Genomic DNA, 19,674 nt, shown 5'->3' with positions numbered 1-19,674 from the left:
GGGCGGGGTTTATCTGCCCCGGCCTGCGGGGAAAACCGGATTCGTGCGGGTTTTGCAGCGAACAGGAAGGCTGTGGCGGGAAGGCTCTCCGGGGCAGGCATGGCCGGGGAGGAACAAGCCCCGATAGTACCAAACCAAAAGCCCCGGAGAGCCAAAGTGCCGGGCAGACCAATTACCCGAACCGCAGAACGTCACTCACCCGCTCGGCATTGCACTGAACAAAAGATGCCAATTGCATCATCCCACTCACTAAATCCCCGAAAACCAGAGGGATGGATAAGGTATCGCAATTCCTCTACAACTTAGACATGGGAAAATAACCGGTTCGTTCCCCCATGGGGGCGGCGGTCAAGCCAGGTAGGAAGTATATGGCTGAAATCGGGACGTATCTGAAAAAACACACTGAGGCGCTGGTGAAGGATGTCGGCATCGAAGCCGCCTGCCAGATCACGGGGAAATCCAAGGCGACGCTGGGGCGCTATTATTCGGACAATGCCGAGCATACGGACCGGTTCATGCCGGTTGATGCGGTGGCCAAGCTGGAAAGCGCTGCGTCCTATCCGCATGTGACTTCGGCGCTGGCGGAGCTGAAGAATATCACCCTGTCCTACAACGGCAACGGCCCTGCCGCGGAGACCGGGCGCAGCGGCGGGGTGAATGCGGATGTGATTGCGCTGAGCCAGCGGTTTGCCCAGCTGATGAGCGAATACCAGGAAGCGATGGAGGATGGCATCATCACCGTGAACGAGGCCAAGCGGCTGTTGCGGGAAACGGTGCTGTTGCAGCAGGTTCTGCTGGATATGAAGCTGCATCTGGAGGAAGACAGTGCCTGTGACCGGTGACGGCGACAGCCTGCCCGCCATTGCGGAAAGCGAACTGCATCCGATCGATGTGGAGGCGCTGGCGGCGCCGGATGACCCGCGCCATGCGCCGCGTATTCTGCTGCTTTATGGCTCGCTGCGCGACGTGAGCTATTCCCGCAAGGCGGCTGAGGAGGCGGCGCGGGTGCTGCGCAGCCTGGGCTGCGAGACGCGGATTTTCGACCCGTCCGGCCTGCCGCTGCCGGATGATGCGGGCGCGGCGGAGCATCCCAAAGTGGCTGAGCTGCGCGATCTGGCGGTCTGGTCCGAGGGCATGGTCTGGTCCAGCCCGGAACGCCATGGCGCGATGACCGGCATCATGAAGCTGCAGATCGACTGGCTGCCGTTGTCGCTGCAGGGCGGCATCCGCACCACCCAGGGCAAGACGCTGGCGGTGATGCAGGTCTCGGGCGGCTCGCAAAGCTTCAATGCGGTCAACCAGATGCGGATCCTGGGCCGCTGGATGCGGATGCTGACCATCCCGAACCAAAGCTCGATCCCCAAGGCCTGGCTGGAGTTCGGGGAGGGAGAGCGCCTGCCGGAAGGCCCGTTCTACCGCCGTCTGGTGGATGTGATGGAAGAGCTGGTGAAATTCACCTGGCTGGTGCGCGGCCGCAAGGACTATTTGACCGACCGCTATTCGGAGCGGGTGGAGAGCGCCGGGGAGGTGCATCAGCGGGTGTCGCAGACGTAGCCCGCAGGCAGTCCCGTTATTCAGGCATAGCTGAGCCCTGGCGCCGCTGCCGGGGCTTTTTGATTCAGATCAGCGGAATCAAGGGCACGTCGCAGGCAGTCAGGGCCAGAAGGGCGGTGAGAAACAGCGTCAGGCGCATTTAAAGGCTCCGGTGTCAGCAATCGGGTCTGGCCAGTTTGCAGTGGAACAGAGGCCGCTGCAAGCCTCCGGCGGCACAGGCATTGCGGCTGTCCGGATCGGCCTTTCTCGCATTGGGTGTGCTGTGCAGTTAAGGAATTCGGCGGCCTTTCCCCCGGTATTTAGGCATTTGTTAAGGCTCATTTCCGCCGCAATTGGTCCGTGAAGTTACCGCCCGGGCCGCAAATCACGCGGAAACAGGGGAAATCCTGAACTTTTTTCCTAACGAAACCCAGCGGATTTTCCATTGTTTTTAAAGGTATTTTTCTAAAATTGCGGGCGTCTGTTAAGTAAATAAGGGGTTTCAGGACCCCGGCCCCGGCACAGAGCCCCGGCGTTAACGATTTGTTAATCCTGTCGCATTCTGCCCATGTTTCTGCCCGCGCGGCACCGCAGCAAGCCGCATTCCAGCCCCAGGGCTCACCGACGATGGCGGTGTGGGAACATGGAGTGGGTTATGAGACGATTTCTGGGAATTGCCGCCGCGGTTTTAATGGGTTTCAGCACTGGAGAGGCTGCGGCCGGGCAACCGGCGCCGGTGCAATCTGTGCCGGGATGGGAGGCGGTAGGCCGCCTGAATATCGGCGGCAAAGCCATGTGCACGGCCAGCCTGATCGCACCGGATATGGTGCTGACGGCGGCCCATTGCATGTATGACACCCGCAACGGCCAGGCGGTCAATCCGCGCAGCATCAAATTTGAAGCCGGCCTCAACGGCGTCCGGGCCAAGGCGTCGCGCACGGTGGCCAAGGCGGTTGTTCACCCCGGCTACCGCCACGGCCGGACCGGCCAGTTTCAAACCGTCACAGACATTGCTGTGCTGCGCCTGGCCAGCCCGATCAGCCCTGATGTGATCCGTCCGCTGGCCCTGGCCGCAACCCCGGAGCGGGGCGCGCGGGTGGATGTGATGTCATATTCCCGCAGCCATGAAAGATCGCCCAGGCTGCAGACCGCATGCCAGGTGCTGGTGGCGCGGCAGAACTCCTTGATCACCACCTGCAGGGTCGATCTCGGGGCGTCCGGATCGCCGGTGCTGCAGACACGCCCTGGCGGCGCGCCGCGGCTGGTGTCGGTGATCTCGTCGAAAGCGCGGATGGGCGGCAAAGGCGTATCGCTGGCCGCCCCGCTGGGCCACACACTGCAAACGCTGATCCGGCAGGCGGGGTGACCACGGGAGCCGCGCAACAGCCCCAGCGCCCGGCGGGCGGCATCAACTGAAACAGCCCCGTTCGGTTCCGGGGCTGTTTCCATGTGCGGCAGGCTAGCCGCCGGCCTCGGGCGCCCCGCTATCGGCCAGTTTGGCTAGGATGCATTGATAGATTTCGGCCACGGCTGCGGATTGCGGCGGACAAGGAAAAGCCCCGGGCGTTGCCGGGGCTTTTGTGAGCACAGCCGTCAGAATACGAGGCTGCAAAGGCTGTGCTGAAGAGAGCCGGCGCCGGGCGTCAGCCCTGCAAGCTCTTCACCTCGACATCCCCTTCGGCCTGGGCCTTGATCGCCCGTGCAGCCGCATTGGCGCCGGCCGCGGTGGTGAAATAGGGGATCTTGTCATAAAGCGCGACAGAGCGCATTTCCTTGCTGTCCTCGACCGCCTGGGCGCCTTCGGTGGTGTTCATCAGCAGCTGGACGCCGCCGTCCTTCAGCATGTCCACCACATGCGGACGGCCCTCATAGACCTTGTTCACCAGCTCGCAGGCCACGCCCTGACCTTCCAGCCAGATCTGGGTGCCGCGGGTGGCCACCAGGGTAAAGCCTTGCTCCACCAGGATCTGTGCCGCTTCCAGCATCAGACGGCCCTTGTCGGCATCCTTGATCGAGATAAAGGCGCGGCCTTGGGACGGCAGCACCATGCCGGCGCCCATCTGGGCCTTGAGGAAGGCGCGGGCAAAGGAACGGTCCCAGCCCATGACTTCGCCGGTGGAGCGCATTTCCGGGCCGAGGATGGTGTCGACGCCGGGGAAGCGGGCAAACGGCAGAACGGCTTCTTTGACCGAGAACCAGGGCATGTCCGGATCCGCCAGGGTCATCGGGTCGGCCATCGGGGTGTTGACGTCATAGCCTGCATCGGGCTGATACGGCGCGCGCATCGGGAAGTTCGACAGCGGCTCCCCGGCCATCACCCGGGCCGAGATCGAGGCAATGGCGCTGTCGGTGGCCTTGGCCACAAACGGCACGGTGCGCGAGGCGCGCGGGTTCACCTCGATCAGGTAAATCTCCTCTTCGCCGGCGTCATTGGGTTTGATCGCAAACTGGATGTTCATCAGGCCAACCACATTCAGCGCCTTGGCCAGCGCGAAGGTCTGTTCCTTGATCTGGTCGATCACCGGCTTGCCGAGCGAGTAGGGCGGCAGGCTGCAGGCACTGTCGCCCGAGTGCACGCCGGCCTCTTCGATGTGCTGCATGATGCCCGCCACATGCACGTCCTTGCCGTCGCAGATCGCGTCCACATCCAGTTCAACCGCGCCGGAGAGGTAGCTGTCCAAGAGCACCGGGCTGTCGCCGGAGACCACCACCGCCTCGGCGATGTAGCGCCTGAGCTGGTCCATGTCGCGGACGATTTCCATCGCCCGGCCGCCCAGCACATAAGACGGGCGGATCACCAGGGGGAAGCCGATTTCCTCAGCGATGGCAAGCGCTTGCTCGTCGGTGGAGGCGATGCCGTTCTTCGGCTGCTTGAGGCCCAGGTTGTTGACCAGCGCCTGGAACCGCTCGCGGTCTTCGGCCAGGTCGATGGCGTCGGGCGAGGTGCCGAGGATCGGGATGCCTTCCTCTTCCAGCGCGTTTGCCAGTTTCAGCGGGGTCTGGCCGCCGAACTGCACGATGACGCCGTGCAGGGTGCCGTTGTCCTGCTCAACCCGCAGGATTTCCATCACGTGCTCGAAGGTCAGCGGTTCGAAATACAGCCGGTCCGAGGTGTCATAGTCGGTCGACACGGTTTCCGGGTTGCAGTTGATCATGATGGTCTCGAAGCCCGCGTCGGTCAGCGCAAAGCAGGCGTGGCAGCAGCAGTAGTCGAACTCGATGCCCTGGCCGATCCGGTTCGGGCCGCCGCCGAGGATGACCACCTTCTTGCGGTCGGAGGGGCGCGCCTCGCATTCCGCTTCGCCAAAGGCCGGCGCTTCATAGGTCGAGTACATGTAGGGCGTCTGCGCCTCGAATTCGGCGGCGCAGGTGTCGATCCGCTTGAACACGGCGTTGACGCCGGCCGCGTGGCGGGCCTTGCGGACGTCTGCCTCTGTCCGGCCGGTCAGCTTGGCCAGGCGGGCATCGGTGAAGCCCAGCATCTTGAGCGCGCGCAGGCCTTTTTCGTCCGCCGGCAGGCCGCTGCCGCGGACCTCCTCTTCGGCCGCGACGATTTCGCGGATGCGGGCCAGGAACCAGGGATCGAATTTGGTGACGCCGTGGATTTCATCGTCGCTCAGCCCGTGGCGCATGGCCTGGGCGATGGTGCGCATCCGGTCCGGGGTCTGCAGGCTGATCGCCTTGAACACCGCCGCCTTGTCGGGGGCGCCGGGGATCTCCACCTCGTCAAAGCCGGTGAGGCCGGATTCCATCGACGCCAGCGCCTTTTGCAGCGATTCATGGATGGTGCGGCCGATGGCCATCGCCTCGCCCACCGATTTCATCGCGGTGGTGAGGTAGGGTTCCGAGCCGGGGAATTTTTCAAAGGCGAATTTCGGAATTTTTGTCACGACATAGTCGATGCTCGGCTCGAACGACGCCGGAGTCACCTTGGTGATGTCATTGTCCAGCTCGTCCAGCGTGTAGCCAACCGCCAGCTTGGCGGCGATCTTGGCAATCGGGAAGCCGGTGGCCTTGGAAGCCAGCGCAGAGGAGCGGCTGACCCGCGGATTCATTTCGATCACCACCATGCGGCCGTCGGCGGGGTTCACTGCCCATTGCACGTTGGAGCCGCCGGTTTCCACGCCGATCTCGCGCAGCACGTTGATCGAATGGGTGCGCATGATCTGATATTCTTTGTCGGTCAGCGTCAGCGCCGGGGCCACGGTGATCGAATCGCCGGTGTGGACGCCCATCGGGTCGATGTTTTCAATCGAGCAGACGATGATCGCATTGTCCGCCTTGTCGCGGACCACTTCCATTTCGAACTCTTTCCAGCCCAGCAGGCTTTCGTCGACCAGGATCTGGTTCACCGGGGACGCGTCCATGCCGGTGCGGCAGAAGTGGATGTAGTCTTCGCGGTTGTAGGCGACGCCGCCGCCGGTGCCGCCCATGGTAAAGGCGGGGCGGATGATTGCGGGCAGGCCGATGTCTTCCAGCGCGTCCAGTGCGATGCGGACACCTTCGTCCAGGTCCGCTTTGCCGTCCTCCAGCTTGGGTGCGGTGACGATGGTGGCGCGCGGGTTTTCGATGCCGAGGCGGTCCATTGCTTCGCGGAACAGTTTGCGGTCTTCAGCCATTTCAATGGCATCGCGGGTGGCGCCGATCATTTCGACACCGAATTTCTCGAGCACGCCCATTTCTTCCAGCGCCAGCGAGGTGTTGAGCCCGGTCTGCCCGCCCATCGTCGGCAGCAGCGCGTCGGGGCGTTCTTTCTCGATGATCTTGGCGACCACTTCCGGGGTGATCGGCTCGATATAGGTGGCGTCGGCCAGGCCCGGATCGGTCATGATGGTGGCCGGGTTGGAGTTCACCAGGATGACCCGGTAGCCCTCTTCGCGCAGGGCTTTGCAGGCCTGGGCGCCGGAGTAATCAAACTCGCAGGCCTGCCCGATGACGATCGGACCGGCTCCGATGATCATAATCGACTGGATGTCGGTTCTTTTGGGCATGGCCATATTCCTTTGGTTGACGCGCGGGCAGCTTTGAATCGGGGGCACCGGCGAGTGCCCAAATTGTCCTGCGTTATAGGGACCGCGCCGAAAGGTTCAAGGGGGATCGGAAACGGATTTGGAAATGCCGCATCCACCCCTTTTGTTCGCATAGCGAACGGATATATGTGGGGGGCAGACGTTCACGGAGTCAATTCCAGTGCGGATTCGCTTTGATCAGGGGCCCAAGGGGGCCGGCACATGTTTCGACCAGCCGCTGCGCCTGATCCGCGCGGACGGGCCGGAAGAGGTGCCCGCTGCGCTGGCCGCCTTGGATACGGCACGCGCGGACGGGCATTGGCTGGCGGGCTATGCTTCTTATGAACTGGGCTATGCGCTGGAGGTGAAGCTGGCGGGCCGGATGCCAGCGGGGCGGCGGCTGCCGCTGATCTGTTTCGGGGTCTATGACGATCCATCCATAAATGCCACCGAGGGCAGTGCCCGTCCGCGGGCGGAAAGCGCAGCGCCCGCCCGGGGGGGCGGACGGGCGCTGCCCGGCGTGCCGCCGGGCGATGCGGGGCTGGAACACATCACTCCGAGGTGGAGTTATGAACGCTACGCCGAAGCCTTTGCCGAGGTGAACCGCAACATTGGCAAGGGCGATATCTATCAGGCCAACCTGACCTTTCCGATTGATGCAGAGGCCTTTGGCACTGCCGGGGAGCTATACGCCGCACTGCAGGCCAGACAAGCGGTGGGCCACGGTGTCCTTGTCGAACAGGACGGTCTGCCGGATCTTTTGTCGCGCTCGCCGGAACTGTTCTTCCGCACCGATGCGGCGGGCGTGATCGAGACCCGGCCGATGAAGGGCACCCAGCCGCGCAGCGATGATCCGGCCGAGGACGCCCGCCGCCGCGACTTCCTGCGCCAGGATGAAAAGAACCGCGCCGAAAACCTGATGATCGTGGATCTTCTGCGCAACGACATCTCCCGCGTGGCGGAGACCGGGTCGGTGCAGGTGCCGGAACTGTTTGCGGTCGAAAGCTATGCCACCGTGCATCAGATGGTCTCGATGGTGCGGGCAAAGCTGCGGCCTGACGCCGGGCTGGCAGAGATTTTTGCGGCGCTGTTTCCTTGCGGCTCGATCACCGGCGCGCCGAAGATCCGGGCGATGGAGATCCTCAACGATCTGGAACCCTGGGCGCGTGATATCTATTGCGGCACCATCGGCTGGGCAGCGCCGGACGGCACGTCGGAATTCAACGTGGCGATCCGCACGCTGATGCTGGAAGAGGGCCGCGCGACGCTTAACGTGGGCGGCGGCGTGGTCTGGGACAGCACCGCGGAGTCTGAGTATGAGGAAGCGCTATGGAAAGCCCGGTTCGCCCGCGTGACGCCATCCGGAACGATCCCGCTTTCCGCCTGATCGAGACGCTGGGCTGGCATCCGGGAGAGGGGTTCCGGCATCTGGAGCAGCATCTGGCCCGGATGGCGCGCAGCGCTGCGGCGTTTGGCATCCCCTTTGATCCGGCGCAGGCGCGGCATGTCCTGGCGGAGGCTGGCGGCGACAGGCCGCTGCGCTGCCGCCTCGCTTTGGAGGCGGGCGGGCAGCTGGAGCTGACGGCGCCGCCGCTGGGCAGCAGCCCTGCGGAATGGCGGCTGGGCATCGCTGAAACAAGGCTGGATGCGGCGGATGTCTGGCTGCAGCACAAGACCACCCGCCGGATCCTGTATGATGCGGCGCGGGCCAATCTGCCCGGCGGCGTGGATGAGCTGCTGTTTCTGAACCAGCGCGGCGATGTCTGCGAAGGCACCATTACCAATCTGTTTGTCACCCGCGCGGATGGGCAGGTGGTCACGCCGCCGCTCAGCTCCGGCCTGCTGCCGGGCATCTTGCGTCAGGTGCTGCTGGAGCGGGGGGAGTGCCGCGAGGCGGTTCTTGGCCTGCAAGACCTGCAGGCGGCGCGGGCCATCCATATGGGCAATTCCCTGCGCGGGCTGATCCCGGCCCGGCTGGTCTGACGACAGGTCCGGCAATGGATCTGACACTGGAACTGACAGGCGGCGCTCCCGCGCGCAAACGCCCGCTGGCTGGCGCCAGACGGCGCTTGCCCTTGGGCCCGGCAGCGCGCCCTTGGCGCGCTGCGGCGGCGTCGGGACGCCGCCTGCGCCGCGCTGCAGGCGCGGCGCAGGGCCCAACGCTTGCCGCCCGGCCGCGTCAGCGGCGGGACGCGGACGGGGCGGGAGCCTCTGCGCATAGGGCGCAGCCTGCGCAAATGGCGGCCCGCGGGCGGTGAAATTGGCCAGTTTGCTTGACAACCACGCTGCAAACTTGTGTACCACCCCGGACGAATTTAAGCGCCGCTCCGGCGCATCTCCCGAATGACGGTCCACCCGGACAGACGACCCGAGACACGAAAGGTCCCGCCATGCACGCCTATCGCAGCCACACCTGCGCCGAACTGAACAAATCCAATGTCGGTGACACCGTCCGCCTGTCGGGCTGGGTCCACCGCGTGCGCGACCACGGCGGGTTGCTGTTCATCGACCTGCGCGACCACTACGGCGTGACCCAGGTGATGGCCGATCCGGACAGCCCGGTCTTTGCCGAGATCGAAAAGGTCCGCAGCGAATGGTGCATCCGTATCGACGGCAACGTAAAGGCGCGCGACGAGAGCCTGATCAACAGCAAGATCCCCACCGGCGAGATCGAGGTATTCATCCGCGACATCGAGGTGCTGGGCAAATCCGAGGAACTGCCGCTGATGGTGTTCGGCGAGCAGGAATACCCGGAGGAAACCCGCCTGCGCTACCGCTACCTGGACCTGCGCCGCGAGAAGATGCAGAAGAATATGCTGCTGCGCTCCAACATGATCCAGTCGATCCGCAAGCGCATGTGGGACAAGGGCTTCAACGAATACCAGACCCCGATCATCACCGCCTCCAGCCCGGAAGGCGCGCGCGACTTCCTGGTGCCGTCGCGTCTGCACCCGGGCAAGTTCTACGCGCTGCCGCAGGCGCCGCAGCAGTTCAAGCAGCTGATGATGGTGTCGGGCTTTGACAAGTATTTCCAGATCGCGCCCTGCTTCCGCGACGAGGACCCGCGCGCCGACCGCTCGCCCACCGATTTCTACCAGCTCGACCTGGAGATGTCTTTTGTCACCCAGCAGGATGTGTTCGACACCATCCAGCCGGTGATGCAGGGCGTGTTCGAGGAGTTCGGCGGTGGCCGCAAGGTCGACAGCGAATGGCCGCAGATCTCCTATAAAGATGCCGCCAAATGGTACGGCACCGACAAGCCCGACCTGCGCAACCCGATCAAGATGCAGGATTGTTCCGAGCATTTCCGCGGCTCCGGCTTTGCCATCTTTGCCAGCCTGCTGGAAAACGAAGGCACCGAAATCCGGGCGATCCCGGCGCCCACCGGAGGCAGCCGCAAGTTCTGCGACCGGATGAACAAGTTTGCGCAAGGAGAAGGCCTGCCGGGCATGGGCTATATCTTCTGGCGCGACCAGGGACAGGGCATGGAAGCCGCAGGCCCGCTGGCCAAGAACATCGGCCCCGAGCGCACCGAGGCGATCCGCCAGCAGCTGGGTCTGGGTGTCGGCGATGCGGCCTTCTTCCTCGGCGGCAAACCAAAAACATTTGAAAGCGTTGCAGGCCGCGCCCGCACCGTGATCGGCGAAGAGCTGGGCCTCACCGACAAGGACCGCTTTGCCTTTGCCTGGATCGTCGACTTCCCGATCTACGAGAAGGATGAGGAAACCGGCAAGATCGATTTCGAGCACAACCCGTTCTCGATGCCGCAGGGCGGCATGGACGCGCTGTTGAGCGATCCGCTGTCGGTGAAGGGCTATCAGTACGACCTGGCCTGCAACGGTTACGAGCTGGTTTCGGGCGCGATCCGGAACCACAAGCCGGAGATCATGTTCAAGGCGTTTGAGATCGCCGGCTATGGCAAGGACGAAGTCGAAAAGCGGTTCGGCGGCATGGTCAACGCGTTCCAGTACGGCGCCCCGCCGCACGGCGGCTGTGCGGCCGGCATCGACCGCATGGTGATGCTGCTGGCGGATGAGGCCAACATCCGCGAGGTCATCATGTTCCCGATGAACCAGCGCGCCGAAGACCTGATGATGTCGGCCCCGTCCGAGCCGATGAGCGAACAGCTGATGGAACTGGGACTGCGGGTGATTCCGCAGGATCAGTAATCCGCATTTTGATGCTGAAAGAAGGCCCGGGCGACTGTCCGGGCCTTTGTCGTGGGGCAAAGGCGGAATTTTTGCAGGGCTGCAGCTCCGCAAATCTGCAGATCAGGCGACGGAACGCGCGGAGATCTGCGTATCACTTGAAAATCAGCTGTGGGCCCGGGCGCTGATGCTCTAACCTGCGGCGAAGCCAGTCCGTTCAGGGAGAACAGGGCGATGCAGTTTGACGGAGATTTGGCGGAGATCCGCTTTGGGGCAGGGCTGTCGCCGCAGGTGCGGCCTCCGGTTTCGGCTGAGGCCATGCTCGGCCGTCTGCAGGACGCCGATGAGATGGCGCTCAGATTTCCGGTCAGCGGATTTGACGAAGCCTCTGCCCGCGCCAGGGAGTTCCAGCGGCTGAGACGGGACCGCAAGCGGCAGGAAGGCCAGCCAGGGTATGAGGCCGCGGATAAAACCTTTAAGGCGTACCGCCGGGCCCATAATGCGGCGCGCTTCAGGTGGCATGGCCAAAGGCTGCTGCGACATGTCTTTACCCGCGATGCCTTCCGTGAACGGCTGGTGCTGTTCTGGGCCGATCACTTTACCGCGCAAGGGAAAAACGCTGCATTGCGCATTCTGGCAGCGCCCTATGCCGAAACGGTGATCCGGCCGCATGTGGGGGGGCGTTTCGAGGATATGCTGATTGCCGCTGCCACCAGCCCCTTGATGCTGCACTACCTGGACCAGAACCGCTCGGCCGGGCCGGGCAGCCGGGCAGCGCAGCGGCGCAAGCGCCTGAGCGGGCTGAATGAAAACCTGGCCCGCGAAGTGCTGGAACTGCACACGCTGGGCGTCGACGGGCCGTATGGCCAGGCGGATGTGCGGCAATTGGCCGAGCTGTTCACCGGCCTGAGCGCCTCGCAGGACAAGGGGTTTGTGTTCCGCCCCGGAATGGCCGAGCCGGGGGCTGAAACCGTGCTGGGGCAGACCTATGGCGGCGGTAAGCCGGAGCTGGGCCAGGTGCTGGCGGCGTTGCGCGACCTGGCGCGCCACCCTGCCACCGCGCAGCATATCGCCAGGAAGCTTGCGGTGCATTTCACCTCTGACCAGCCCGACCCCGGTCTGGTGTCGCATCTGGCGGCGCATTATCAGGACAGCGGCGGCGACCTGATGCAGGTCTATGCCGCCCTGCTGGAACACCCCGCGGCCTGGCAGCCGGTTCTGGCCAATGTAAAACCGCCGTTTGACTATGTGGCCTCTGCCTGCAGGGCGCTGGCGGTGCCCGAGTCGCGGTTTTCCGCCTTGAAGCCAGGGCAGCTGAACCGGCTGCTGCTGGCGCCGCTGACGCCAATGGGGCAGCGCTGGGAGTTTTCCGGCGGGCCGGACGGCTGGCCGGAAGAGGATATGTCCTGGATCACGCCGCAAGCCCTGGCCGCGCGCCTGCGCTGGGCGATGGCTGCGCCGCGGCAGCTGGCGCAGCCGCTGCCGGATCCGCGCGGCTTTGCCACTGCGGCGCTGGGCCGGTATGCCAGCGAACGGGTCCGGTTTGCGGCCCGCGCCGCCGAAACCCAGTCAGAGGCGGTCGGGCTGATCCTGACCTCTCCTGCCTTTCAGCGCCGCTAACAGGAGGCCTGCACCATGCACCTGACACGCCGATCCTTTCTGACCCGTTCTGCCATGCTGGGCTGTTCTCTGGCGGCCAGCCCGCTGGTCACGCCGGTCAGCTTTGCCGCGGCCCCCTGGGACACGCGGCTGGTGGTGATCATCCTGCGCGGCGGCATGGATGCGCTGGATGCAGTGCAGCCTTACGGCGACCCCGCTTTGGCCGGATTGCGGCAGACCCTGTCGGGCGGACCGCAGGCCGGGGCGGCCGACCTTGATGGCTTTTACGCCCTGCATCCGGGCCTGGCGCCGTTGCTGCCGTTGTGGCGCGCAGGCGAATTGGGGTTTGTGCAGGCGGTGTCCACCCCCTACCGCGACCGGCGCAGCCATTTTGACGGCCAGGACATTCTGGAAGCGGGCACCGCGGCATTGGGGGACGCAAGGGACGGCTGGCTGAACCGGTTGCTGCAGCAGATGCCCGGCGTGGAGGCGCGCACCGCCTTTGCGATCGGCCAGGAGCGGATGCTGCTGCTGGACGGGGCGGCGCCGGTCTCCCATTGGGCCCCGGGGGCGGGGCTGGCCATGAGCCCGCAGGCCGAGCGGCTGGCGGGGCTGCTGATGGAAGAGGATCCGCTGTTCCACAAGGCCTTGAATGAGGCGCTGGAGCTGACCCGGCAGGACCTGTCGTTGGGGTCCGAAGAGGCCGGCGGCGGGGACAGCGGCATGATGCAGGCCGCGCCGAGGGGGAGAGCGCATACCGAGATTGCCGCCTATGCCGCGCAGCAGCTGCGCGGCGATACCAGGATCGCGGCGTTTTCGATCAATGGCTGGGATACGCATTACCGCCAGGCAAACGGCCTGAAATCCGCGCTGGGGCGGCTGTCGGAGACGGTCCTGAAGCTGCGCAGCGGCCTGGGGGACGGGATCTGGGGCAAGACGGCGGTGGCGGCTGTGACCGAATTCGGGCGCACGGTGCGCGAAAACGGCACTGGCGGCACCGATCATGGCACCGGCGGTGCGATGCTGCTGGCAGGCGGGTCGATCCGCGGCGGCAGGGTGCTGGGGCGCTGGCCGGGGCTGGCGGAGGCTGATCTTTATGACCGCCGGGATCTGATGCCGACCGCGGATGTGCGGCAGCATCTTGCCTGGCTGATGCATGGGATGGCGGGGGCCCGGAAAACCGATCTGGAAACAACGGTGTTTCCGGGGCTGGCGATGGCAGAGGACCCCGGTCTGCTTTTGTAAGAGCGGCGGATCTCCCGCCCGCTCTTCCCGTTCAGGGAACGGTCTGAGCCGTTGGGCCCGGCACCGCGCTTGAAGCTGCTGGCCATCGTGTCCTAGCAGGGCGGCCTATGGATTGCGTGAGGAGAGGATTAACGCGCGGCCGTCCTGGTGGCTGCGGCTGCGGTTGCGGCGGATGGCGCGGGCCTCCAGACGGGTTTGGCCGTACAGCACGATGACGAGCGTGGCGAGGGCGATAAGACAGGCTTCGATCATTTCAGATCGCCGCGCGGCGTTCCAGCCGCTCCTGCACCAGGCCGGCCAGGGTTGCGGTATCCTGGGTCAGCGGTTTGCCCTTGCGCCGGGAGAGGGCCAGGCGGTCGGCGGCCTCGGCCAGCGGGCCGTCGCCGGCACTGCGGGCTACGCCGCCCAGAAACTGCGCCAGATAAGCCAGGGTTTTATCTTCCGGATTTATGTTCAGCACATCGGCGGCATGGGCCATGTCATCGCGGTAGGCTAGAAAATCGGGTTCCACCGTTTCGTCATACAAGGCGCGCGGGCCGGACAATTGGCGGTCGGGCGGCAGGTTTGACAGAATTCTTTCCTGGAAAGCCGCAAGCGAGGTGATCGGTTTTTCCAGAAAGCCGCCGGCCCCGGCGTCGAGCGCGGCCTGTTCAAGCGTTGAATCGCCCGAGGTGGCCAGAATCACGCTGGGACGCGGGCTGGCCTCTGCCAGTTCGCCGATCAGATCGAGGCCGGAGCCATCCGGCAGGCCGACATCGGCAATCAGCACCGAGGGGCGGTAGACCTGCAAATGCCGCCGGGCAGATTTCAAGCAGTCGGCGCGGCGGATGCGGGCACCGCTGCGCAGGCACAGAAGGCGCAGCGCCTCGCAGGCAAAGCGGCTGTCCTCCACCACCAGGATGGTCAGCCCCAGCAGCGGGCGCCGGCTGACGGGCAGGCGCTGAGCGGCAGCAAACAATTCCGAATCGTCCATAACATATCCTCCTTGCGGGATAGGCTCCGACGCTAGGGATTCGAGGCTAATTACTGGTTAACGGCGCGGGCTCAGCTGCCGCGGCAGGCCGCCGTGCGGATTGGCGCACTTGCCGCGGCGCAGCATCCGCCGCATAACCGGAGCGGAGGAAATCTTTGTGAGAGGAGCACAACAGAGATGATTGGCCGTTTGAACCATGTTGCCATTGCCGTCCCCGATCTGGAGGCCGCATCCGCCCAGTACCGCAATGCGCTGGGTGCCAAGGTCGGAGAACCGCAGGATGAGCCCGACCACGGTGTCACTGTGGTGTTTATCGAGTTGCCCAACACCAAGATCGAACTGCTGTATCCCTTGGGGGAAAACTCACCGATCAACGGCTTCCTCGAGAAGAACCCGGCGGGCGGCATTCACCATGTCTGCTATGAGGTGGAGGACATCCTGGCGGCGCGCGATCACCTGCAGGCCGAGGGCGCGCGGGTGCTGGGCACGGGCGAGCCGAAGACCGGCGCCCATGGCAAGCCGGTGCTGTTCCTGCATCCCAAGGATTTCAACGGCTGCCTGGTGGAACTCGAAGAAGTTTGACGGTATGAGCACCCTGTCCCGGCTGCGGGGCGGGGCAATTTCGGGAAGGCGGAGCCATGGGTGTTACATCAGCGATCGTGCTTTATGCGGTGATCTGGTTCTTGACCTTTCTGGTGATCATCCCGATCCGGCTGGAAACTCAGGGCGACCGGGGCGATGTGGTGCCGGGCACCCATGCGGGGGCGCCGGAGAAGCATTTTCTGAAGCAAAAAGCCTGGATCACCACCGGTGCGGCAGCGGTGATCTGGGCACTTGTTGCCGGAATCATCCTGTCCGAATTGATCAGCGTGCGTGATTTCGACTGGATGGGGATGCTGCCTGCGCAGGAGTGAGCCGCGGGCATTTTGATGGTCTGCAAAAACGGCTCCCGCCCGGCTTGGATGCAGGACCTGCATCCGGGCCCGTTGGGCATGGCGCCGCGCGGGCGCGCGGCGGCGGCCAGCCCGGGCCGGAGCTGGTTGTGTACCGCCACGTGAAAAAAAATAGACTGTAGGAAGTGTTTTGGCTGAGACGCGCCCAAGAGGCAGGGCTGCGTCTCAAGACGCGCTTGCCATTTCTCAACCCGCCGCAGCCGCGCCACGGCTGCAGCGGGGAGGGGAGTGCCTTATCTGCGGGACAGCGCGTGGTAGATATGGGTGAAAGTGGCGGCACCCAGGATCGGGATCACCAGGTTCACCAGCGGCACTGACAGCGGCATCGCCATCAGCGTGCCGGCGGCCCAGATGGTGGTGGCATGTTTGCGCCGCAGCTTCTTGGCCTCGGCCGTGCCGATGCGGCGGGCGGCGGCGAGGGTGAAATATTCCCGGCCCAGGAGAAACCCGTTGAGACCCCAGAAAATGAACAGTGCCGCAGGCGGGAACAGCACATAGAGGAACAGCGCCAGGATGTTGGCGGCAATAAGCAGGCCAAGGAAGTTCACCGTGTCCTTGACCGCATCCCAGAACGGCACTTTGGCTGCCGGGGGCAGGGCCGGATAGTGCTTGTCCTCCACCGCCTGGGCGACCTCCTCGAGAAACAAGGAGGTGATGGCGGAGGCCACCGGCACCATCAGGAACACCGACAGCACCAGCATGAAGAACAGCGAGCCGATCGACAAAAGGTCATCAAGCCAGGTGACCTCGCCCAGTAGCGGCAGAGTGGCTTCGGGGCCGACCAGCCACTGGATCAGCATCAGAAAGCCTGCATAGGCGGCAATCAGCAGGGCAATGGTCAAGCCGACGCCAAGAAACAGCACCTTGCGGAATCGCGGGTCGCCGGTCTGGCCGAGGGTCTTGAAAAAGGCGTTGAAGATCATTCGCTTACCCAGGTGGTGATGGCATCCAGGTCCGGGCGCGGGCGCTCGGGCGGGGCGGTGCTTTCGGTGGCGATGTGAACAATGCCGGCGATGCGCTCGTTTTCGGCCAGATCAAAGGCCGCCTGGCAGAAACCGCGGTCATGGCTTGCCCAGCCGGTGAGCCAGTTGGCGCCCCAGCCCGAGGCCAGGGCAGCGTTCAGCAGGCCGAGGCAGACGGCGCCTGCGGAATATGTCTGTTCCAAGGCAGGGATCTTGGGGCTGTCCTTCTGCACCTCGACCACCACCACCGCAAGCTGGCCCTGGTCGAACTGGCTGCGGCCCTTGGCGATGTCTTCGGGGCTTTTGCCGAGTCGCGCGCCTGCCGCCTGGGTCAGGGCGGCCAGGCGGGTCATCGCGGGTTTCTCCACCACGATGAAGCGCCAGGGCTCCAGCTTGCCATGATCCGGCGTGCGGGCCGCGGCGGTCAGGATCGGCAGCAGCTCCTCGCGCGAGGGCGCGGGCGCCACCAGCGTCTTGGCCGGGCGCGAGCGGCGCGACAGCAGGAAGTCGAGGGCGGCGTCATTGCGTGCGGGGCGTGCGGGCATATGTGAAACCTTTTTACATCTTTTGCTGCCTATTTCGGCAAGCTGGCGGGAATTTTCAAGGGCCAACGGGCCCTGCGTGCCGCACTTGTGCTGCAAAGGCAGCAGGCGGCGGGGCTGGGGGCTGTTGCCGGAGCGAGAGCGGCAAGGCCTATGGTCTTTGCGAGCTGCACAGGGCATGTCTGGTGCCATGGGAAAGCCAAAGAAGAAAAACCTGCCGGACCTGGGCCATTTATGTGTGCCGGGGATGGAGATCGCAGTGCGGGCCACCCCCAAGGCGGCGCGCAATGCGATTGTGCCGGCAGAGGGGGCGCTGAAGGTTTCGGTCACCGCGGCGCCGGAAAACGGCAAGGCCAACGAGGCCGTCCGCAGCCTGCTTGCCGCGGCAATGGGCACTGCGGCTTCCAATCTGAATTTGCGCCGCGGCGCGGCCTCGCGCAGCAAGGTGTTCGTCTATACCGGACCGGCCTGAGGCTAGTCTTCGCCGACCAGCCGGTAGACGCCCTCGGGCAGATCAAGCGCGGCGGCCAGATCCCGCACCTGCAGGTGCGAGAGGGTGATTTTCTGCACACTGTCGGTGCGCGCGTCGTATTGCTCGACGGTGACGCACTCGGCAAAGGAATTGATGGTCACATCCTCGATGAGCGGCGGGCCGTCCTCATCCACCAGGGTTATGACCGTCGAGTCGAATTCGTGTTCGATGGTAAACATAAGGCCAGCCTGCACTGCTGTCCGGCCGCTGGCAAGGCCTTGCAATCACGGGCTATCACAGGATTCGGGCGGCAGGGTTCCGCTGCCGGGCGATTGCCTTCCGCCGGCCTTGCGCGATAAAGTGCAGGCGAACCGCAAAAGGATCCGCCATGCGCCGTTTTCTGTGTCTGCTTGCCCTGGCCGTCAGCGCCTGTGATGTGGCGATTGAACCTGCACCGCGCTCTGTGCCGGCTGCCCAGACACCGCGGGTGCAGGGGATGGCACCGGGGGAGGCGCGCACCGCCTTTGCCTCGGTGAGCCGGCGGGTGGAGCCGGTGGCTGAACGGGCGTGCCGCAGCCGGACCCAGGGGCTGAACTGCGATTTCCTGATCCGCATCGATCCGAATCCCAATGCAGCGCCCAATGCCTACCAAAGCCTTGACCGCTCGGGGCGGCCGGTGATCACCTTTACGCAGCGGATGCTGGGGCAGATCGCCAATCAGGATGAGCTGGCCTTTGTGATGTCGCATGAGGCGGCGCACCATATCCGCGGCCATCTGGCGCGGCAGGCGCAGAACTCGGCGCTGGTCAGCGTCGGCGCCGGGCTGATCACAGCCCTTGCGGGCGGCAGCGCGGCAACTGTGTCCACCGCACAGGATGTGGGCGGCTATGTCGGCGCGCGCACCTATTCCAAGGATTTCGAGCTGGAGGCGGATGAACTGGGCACCATCATCACCCATCAGTCCGGCTACCGGCCCAGCATCGGCGTGCGCTTTTTCAACCGGCTGCCGGATCCGGGCGACCGTTTCCTGGGCACCCACCCCGCCAATCCGGACCGGGTGCGGGTGGTGCAGGCCACCATCGACCGCCACGGGCTGAACTGAGCATGGCCGCCAAGGACCAGGCTGCGCCCGTGCTGGACAGGCTGGGCGTGGTGCTGAGCGACCGCGGCTCGCGCTATGCGGTGACCGGCGCGCGGGTCACCTCGCGCGCGGAGGTCGACGCGGTGCTGGCTGAGCTGAAGACCGACCGCGCCTATGCCAAGGCCACCCATAACACCTGGGCCGCGATGCTGCCCGCAGGCGGGCTCAAGGCTGATGACGGCGAGAGCGGCGCGGGCATGGTGATCCTGCGGATGATCGAGCGCGAGGGCCTGACGGACCATGTGATCATCGTCACCCGCTGGTATGGCGGTAAGAAACTGGGCGGCGACCGGTTCCGCCGGGTGCAGGATGCGGTGCGGGCGTATCTCGGCCATCTGGGCGGGAATTGAGGCTGAACACAGTCCCGTTTGACCTGCATCAAACCAGCGCCTGCGCGCTGCCGCTAAGCTGTACCGGAAATGAAGGATTCCGGGGAGCCGCGCGATGACCACCCATGCCGATCTGAAAAAGCACGCCGAACTGTTTGACCGGATGGCCGGCGCCGTCGGGCTGGATCTGGAGGAAGAGGCGGTTGCCGGCACCCTGCGCTTTGACGAAATTGCCGAGGCGGTGCTGCGCTGCAGCCGCTGCGGCGGTGCCGGGGCTTGCCGCAAGTGGCTGGCCGGCGGAGTGCGCCCCGGTGCCGAGGCGCCCGATTTCTGCCGCAACCGCGATCTGCTTGGCTATTTGAACGAACAGCAGGCCTGATGCCTTAGGCCGCAGCGCGGCCTGCCAGCCCGGCGGGCTTGGCAGGCATGGCGGGCTGGATGGTCTGCTACAGTTTGGCGTGGCTGCCGTCGCACAAGGGCTTTTTGCCTGAGTGCTTGCAGCCGCAGAAGAACAGCTTGCCGTCCTTCTCCGCGGTGTATTTGACCGGCGTAAACGCCGTCCCCTTATGCGAACCATCGCAGAACGGCTGCTTGCTGGACTTGCCGCAGGCGCACCAGAAATAGGTCTTTCCTTCACTCACCTCGACCGGGAAGGGGGCTTTCTGGGCTATTTCCGGTGCTGCTGTGCTGTCAGTTGGCATGGCTGGGGGGGCTCCTTGGCTGGTGGCGGTTTGGCCAGAGCGTAGCAGGGATTTGGCGCGAGGGGAG

21 protein-coding genes are annotated in these 19,674 nt (G+C 64.8%); 14 read left to right on the top strand and 7 right to left on the bottom strand.

What is annotated here, in order from left to right; translation table 11 throughout:
- The first annotated feature begins 368 nt into the window (after positions 1 to 368).
- The 3 genes from AC0KW6_RS17680 to AC0KW6_RS17670 all read left to right on the top strand — a co-directional run bounded on the left by AC0KW6_RS17680 (position 369) and on the right by AC0KW6_RS17670 (position 2,899).
- Positions 369 to 842 (top strand): hypothetical protein, encoded by a 474-nt coding sequence (locus tag AC0KW6_RS17680; RefSeq protein ID WP_323778227.1) that lies wholly within the window; start codon positions 369 to 371, stop codon positions 840 to 842.
- Entirely contained in the window at positions 826 to 1,554 is a 729-nt protein-coding gene (gene arsH, locus AC0KW6_RS17675) for an arsenical resistance protein ArsH (protein ID WP_323778229.1), read from the top strand. Before AC0KW6_RS17680 ends, arsH begins: the two co-directional genes overlap by 17 nt.
- A gap of 634 nt (positions 1,555 to 2,188) precedes the next feature.
- Positions 2,189 to 2,899 (top strand): trypsin-like serine peptidase, encoded by a 711-nt coding sequence (locus tag AC0KW6_RS17670; protein WP_474035550.1) that lies wholly within the window; start codon positions 2,189 to 2,191, stop codon positions 2,897 to 2,899.
- Positions 2,900 to 3,176: 277 nt separating this feature from the next.
- Here AC0KW6_RS17670 and carB read toward each other — a convergent pair whose 3' ends face one another.
- On the bottom strand, positions 3,177 to 6,524 hold the full coding sequence (gene carB, locus AC0KW6_RS17665) for a carbamoyl-phosphate synthase large subunit (protein WP_474035549.1): 3,348 nt from the start codon (positions 6,522 to 6,524) through the stop codon (positions 3,177 to 3,179).
- Between the two features lie 199 nt (positions 6,525 to 6,723).
- Between carB and AC0KW6_RS17660 the strand changes: the two genes are divergently transcribed.
- The 5 genes from AC0KW6_RS17660 (at position 6,724) to AC0KW6_RS17640 (ending at position 13,534) form a co-directional block, all read left to right on the top strand.
- Positions 6,724 to 7,929, top strand: a complete 1,206-nt coding sequence (locus AC0KW6_RS17660) for an aminodeoxychorismate synthase component I (protein ID WP_474035548.1) — start codon at positions 6,724 to 6,726, stop codon at positions 7,927 to 7,929.
- Complete coding sequence (locus AC0KW6_RS17655) at positions 7,872 to 8,525, top strand: aminotransferase class IV family protein (RefSeq protein ID WP_474035547.1); 654 nt, start codon at positions 7,872 to 7,874, stop codon at positions 8,523 to 8,525. Before AC0KW6_RS17660 ends, AC0KW6_RS17655 begins: the two co-directional genes overlap by 58 nt.
- Positions 8,526 to 8,932: 407 nt before the next feature.
- Positions 8,933 to 10,711 carry an aspartate--tRNA ligase gene (gene aspS / locus AC0KW6_RS17650; RefSeq protein ID WP_474035546.1) on the top strand — a complete coding sequence of 593 codons (1,779 nt, stop codon included), beginning with the start codon at positions 8,933 to 8,935 and terminating at the stop codon, positions 10,709 to 10,711.
- A 213-nt stretch (positions 10,712 to 10,924) separates the two neighbouring features.
- Complete coding sequence (locus AC0KW6_RS17645) at positions 10,925 to 12,310, top strand: DUF1800 domain-containing protein (RefSeq protein WP_323780549.1); 1,386 nt, start codon at positions 10,925 to 10,927, stop codon at positions 12,308 to 12,310.
- Positions 12,311 to 12,325: 15 nt separating this feature from the next.
- Positions 12,326 to 13,534 carry a DUF1501 domain-containing protein gene (locus AC0KW6_RS17640; protein WP_474035545.1) on the top strand — a complete coding sequence of 403 codons (1,209 nt, stop codon included), beginning with the start codon at positions 12,326 to 12,328 and terminating at the stop codon, positions 13,532 to 13,534.
- Between the two features lie 105 nt (positions 13,535 to 13,639).
- On the opposite strand, the gene AC0KW6_RS17635 is transcribed toward AC0KW6_RS17640, so the two are convergent.
- A complete protein-coding gene (locus AC0KW6_RS17635; protein ID WP_323780543.1) occupies positions 13,640 to 13,786 on the bottom strand; it encodes a hypothetical protein in 147 nt (48 codons plus the stop codon).
- Position 13,787: 1 nt separating this feature from the next.
- A complete protein-coding gene (locus tag AC0KW6_RS17630; RefSeq protein ID WP_323780541.1) occupies positions 13,788 to 14,507 on the bottom strand; it encodes a response regulator in 720 nt (239 codons plus the stop codon).
- A gap of 177 nt (positions 14,508 to 14,684) precedes the next feature.
- Between AC0KW6_RS17630 and mce the strand changes: the two genes are divergently transcribed.
- Together mce and AC0KW6_RS17620 are read left to right on the top strand one after the other, a co-directional pair.
- A complete protein-coding gene (gene mce, locus AC0KW6_RS17625) occupies positions 14,685 to 15,089 on the top strand; it encodes a methylmalonyl-CoA epimerase (RefSeq protein WP_024089316.1) in 405 nt (134 codons plus the stop codon).
- Between the two features lie 56 nt (positions 15,090 to 15,145).
- Positions 15,146 to 15,421 (top strand): DUF1467 family protein, encoded by a 276-nt coding sequence (locus AC0KW6_RS17620; protein ID WP_024089317.1) that lies wholly within the window; start codon positions 15,146 to 15,148, stop codon positions 15,419 to 15,421.
- A gap of 272 nt (positions 15,422 to 15,693) precedes the next feature.
- On the opposite strand, the gene AC0KW6_RS17615 is transcribed toward AC0KW6_RS17620, so the two are convergent.
- Together AC0KW6_RS17615 and AC0KW6_RS17610 are read right to left on the bottom strand one after the other, a co-directional pair.
- On the bottom strand, positions 15,694 to 16,383 hold the full coding sequence (locus tag AC0KW6_RS17615; RefSeq protein ID WP_323780537.1) for an EI24 domain-containing protein: 690 nt from the start codon (positions 16,381 to 16,383) through the stop codon (positions 15,694 to 15,696).
- Entirely contained in the window at positions 16,380 to 16,967 is a 588-nt protein-coding gene (locus AC0KW6_RS17610; protein WP_474035544.1) for a nitroreductase family protein, read from the bottom strand. The genes AC0KW6_RS17615 and AC0KW6_RS17610 overlap by 4 nt, the downstream gene beginning before the upstream one ends.
- Before the next feature lie 187 nt (positions 16,968 to 17,154).
- Between AC0KW6_RS17610 and AC0KW6_RS17605 the strand changes: the two genes are divergently transcribed.
- Positions 17,155 to 17,436 (top strand): DUF167 domain-containing protein, encoded by a 282-nt coding sequence (locus AC0KW6_RS17605; RefSeq protein WP_474035543.1) that lies wholly within the window; start codon positions 17,155 to 17,157, stop codon positions 17,434 to 17,436.
- Between the two features lie 2 nt (positions 17,437 to 17,438).
- Here the strand turns inward: AC0KW6_RS17605 and AC0KW6_RS17600 are convergent, their stop codons facing one another.
- Entirely contained in the window at positions 17,439 to 17,675 is a 237-nt protein-coding gene (locus tag AC0KW6_RS17600; protein ID WP_024089321.1) for a hypothetical protein, read from the bottom strand.
- Positions 17,676 to 17,824: 149 nt separating this feature from the next.
- On the opposite strand from AC0KW6_RS17600, the gene AC0KW6_RS17595 reads away from it, so the two are divergent.
- The 3 genes from AC0KW6_RS17595 (at position 17,825) to AC0KW6_RS17585 (ending at position 19,285) form a co-directional block, all read left to right on the top strand.
- Positions 17,825 to 18,538: a M48 family metalloprotease gene (locus tag AC0KW6_RS17595; RefSeq protein WP_323780526.1), complete on the top strand. Its 714-nt coding sequence runs from the start codon at positions 17,825 to 17,827 to the stop codon at positions 18,536 to 18,538.
- Positions 18,539 to 18,540: 2 nt separating this feature from the next.
- Entirely contained in the window at positions 18,541 to 18,927 is a 387-nt protein-coding gene (locus AC0KW6_RS17590; protein WP_323780523.1) for a YigZ family protein, read from the top strand.
- 94 nt (positions 18,928 to 19,021) lie between these two features.
- Positions 19,022 to 19,285, top strand: a complete 264-nt coding sequence (locus tag AC0KW6_RS17585; protein ID WP_474035542.1) for a DUF6455 family protein — start codon at positions 19,022 to 19,024, stop codon at positions 19,283 to 19,285.
- Between the two features lie 67 nt (positions 19,286 to 19,352).
- Here the strand turns inward: AC0KW6_RS17585 and AC0KW6_RS17580 are convergent, their stop codons facing one another.
- Positions 19,353 to 19,607, bottom strand: coding sequence for a CDGSH iron-sulfur domain-containing protein (locus AC0KW6_RS17580; RefSeq protein ID WP_474035541.1), 255 nt, complete (start codon positions 19,605 to 19,607; stop codon positions 19,353 to 19,355).
- Positions 19,608 to 19,674 lie beyond the last annotated feature (67 nt).

The organism is Leisingera sp. SA215, assembly GCF_055902035.1.
Note: the sequence above shows the minus strand (reverse complement) of the source record. Positions and strands in the feature narration are given on the sequence as shown.

Coding starts and splice junctions, on each gene's coding strand:
- mce (WP_024089316.1), top strand. CDS start 14,685: ATGATTGGCCGTTTGAACCATGTTGCCATTGCCGTCCCCGATCTGGAG.
- AC0KW6_RS17605 (WP_474035543.1), top strand. CDS start 17,155: ATGGGAAAGCCAAAGAAGAAAAACCTGCCGGACCTGGGCCATTTATGT.
- AC0KW6_RS17610 (WP_474035544.1), bottom strand. CDS start 16,967: ATGCCCGCACGCCCCGCACGCAATGACGCCGCCCTCGACTTCCTGCTG.
- AC0KW6_RS17680 (WP_323778227.1), top strand. CDS start 369: ATGGCTGAAATCGGGACGTATCTGAAAAAACACACTGAGGCGCTGGTG.
- AC0KW6_RS17600 (WP_024089321.1), bottom strand. CDS start 17,675: ATGTTTACCATCGAACACGAATTCGACTCGACGGTCATAACCCTGGTG.
- AC0KW6_RS17655 (WP_474035547.1), top strand. CDS start 7,872: ATGGAAAGCCCGGTTCGCCCGCGTGACGCCATCCGGAACGATCCCGCT.
- AC0KW6_RS17580 (WP_474035541.1), bottom strand. CDS start 19,607: ATGCCAACTGACAGCACAGCAGCACCGGAAATAGCCCAGAAAGCCCCC.
- AC0KW6_RS17640 (WP_474035545.1), top strand. CDS start 12,326: ATGCACCTGACACGCCGATCCTTTCTGACCCGTTCTGCCATGCTGGGC.
- aspS (WP_474035546.1), top strand. CDS start 8,933: ATGCACGCCTATCGCAGCCACACCTGCGCCGAACTGAACAAATCCAAT.
- AC0KW6_RS17620 (WP_024089317.1), top strand. CDS start 15,146: ATGGGTGTTACATCAGCGATCGTGCTTTATGCGGTGATCTGGTTCTTG.
- AC0KW6_RS17635 (WP_323780543.1), bottom strand. CDS start 13,786: ATGATCGAAGCCTGTCTTATCGCCCTCGCCACGCTCGTCATCGTGCTG.
- AC0KW6_RS17630 (WP_323780541.1), bottom strand. CDS start 14,507: ATGGACGATTCGGAATTGTTTGCTGCCGCTCAGCGCCTGCCCGTCAGC.
- AC0KW6_RS17585 (WP_474035542.1), top strand. CDS start 19,022: ATGACCACCCATGCCGATCTGAAAAAGCACGCCGAACTGTTTGACCGG.
- AC0KW6_RS17645 (WP_323780549.1), top strand. CDS start 10,925: ATGCAGTTTGACGGAGATTTGGCGGAGATCCGCTTTGGGGCAGGGCTG.
- AC0KW6_RS17595 (WP_323780526.1), top strand. CDS start 17,825: ATGCGCCGTTTTCTGTGTCTGCTTGCCCTGGCCGTCAGCGCCTGTGAT.
- AC0KW6_RS17670 (WP_474035550.1), top strand. CDS start 2,189: ATGAGACGATTTCTGGGAATTGCCGCCGCGGTTTTAATGGGTTTCAGC.
- carB (WP_474035549.1), bottom strand. CDS start 6,524: ATGCCCAAAAGAACCGACATCCAGTCGATTATGATCATCGGAGCCGGT.
- AC0KW6_RS17590 (WP_323780523.1), top strand. CDS start 18,541: ATGGCCGCCAAGGACCAGGCTGCGCCCGTGCTGGACAGGCTGGGCGTG.
- AC0KW6_RS17615 (WP_323780537.1), bottom strand. CDS start 16,383: ATGATCTTCAACGCCTTTTTCAAGACCCTCGGCCAGACCGGCGACCCG.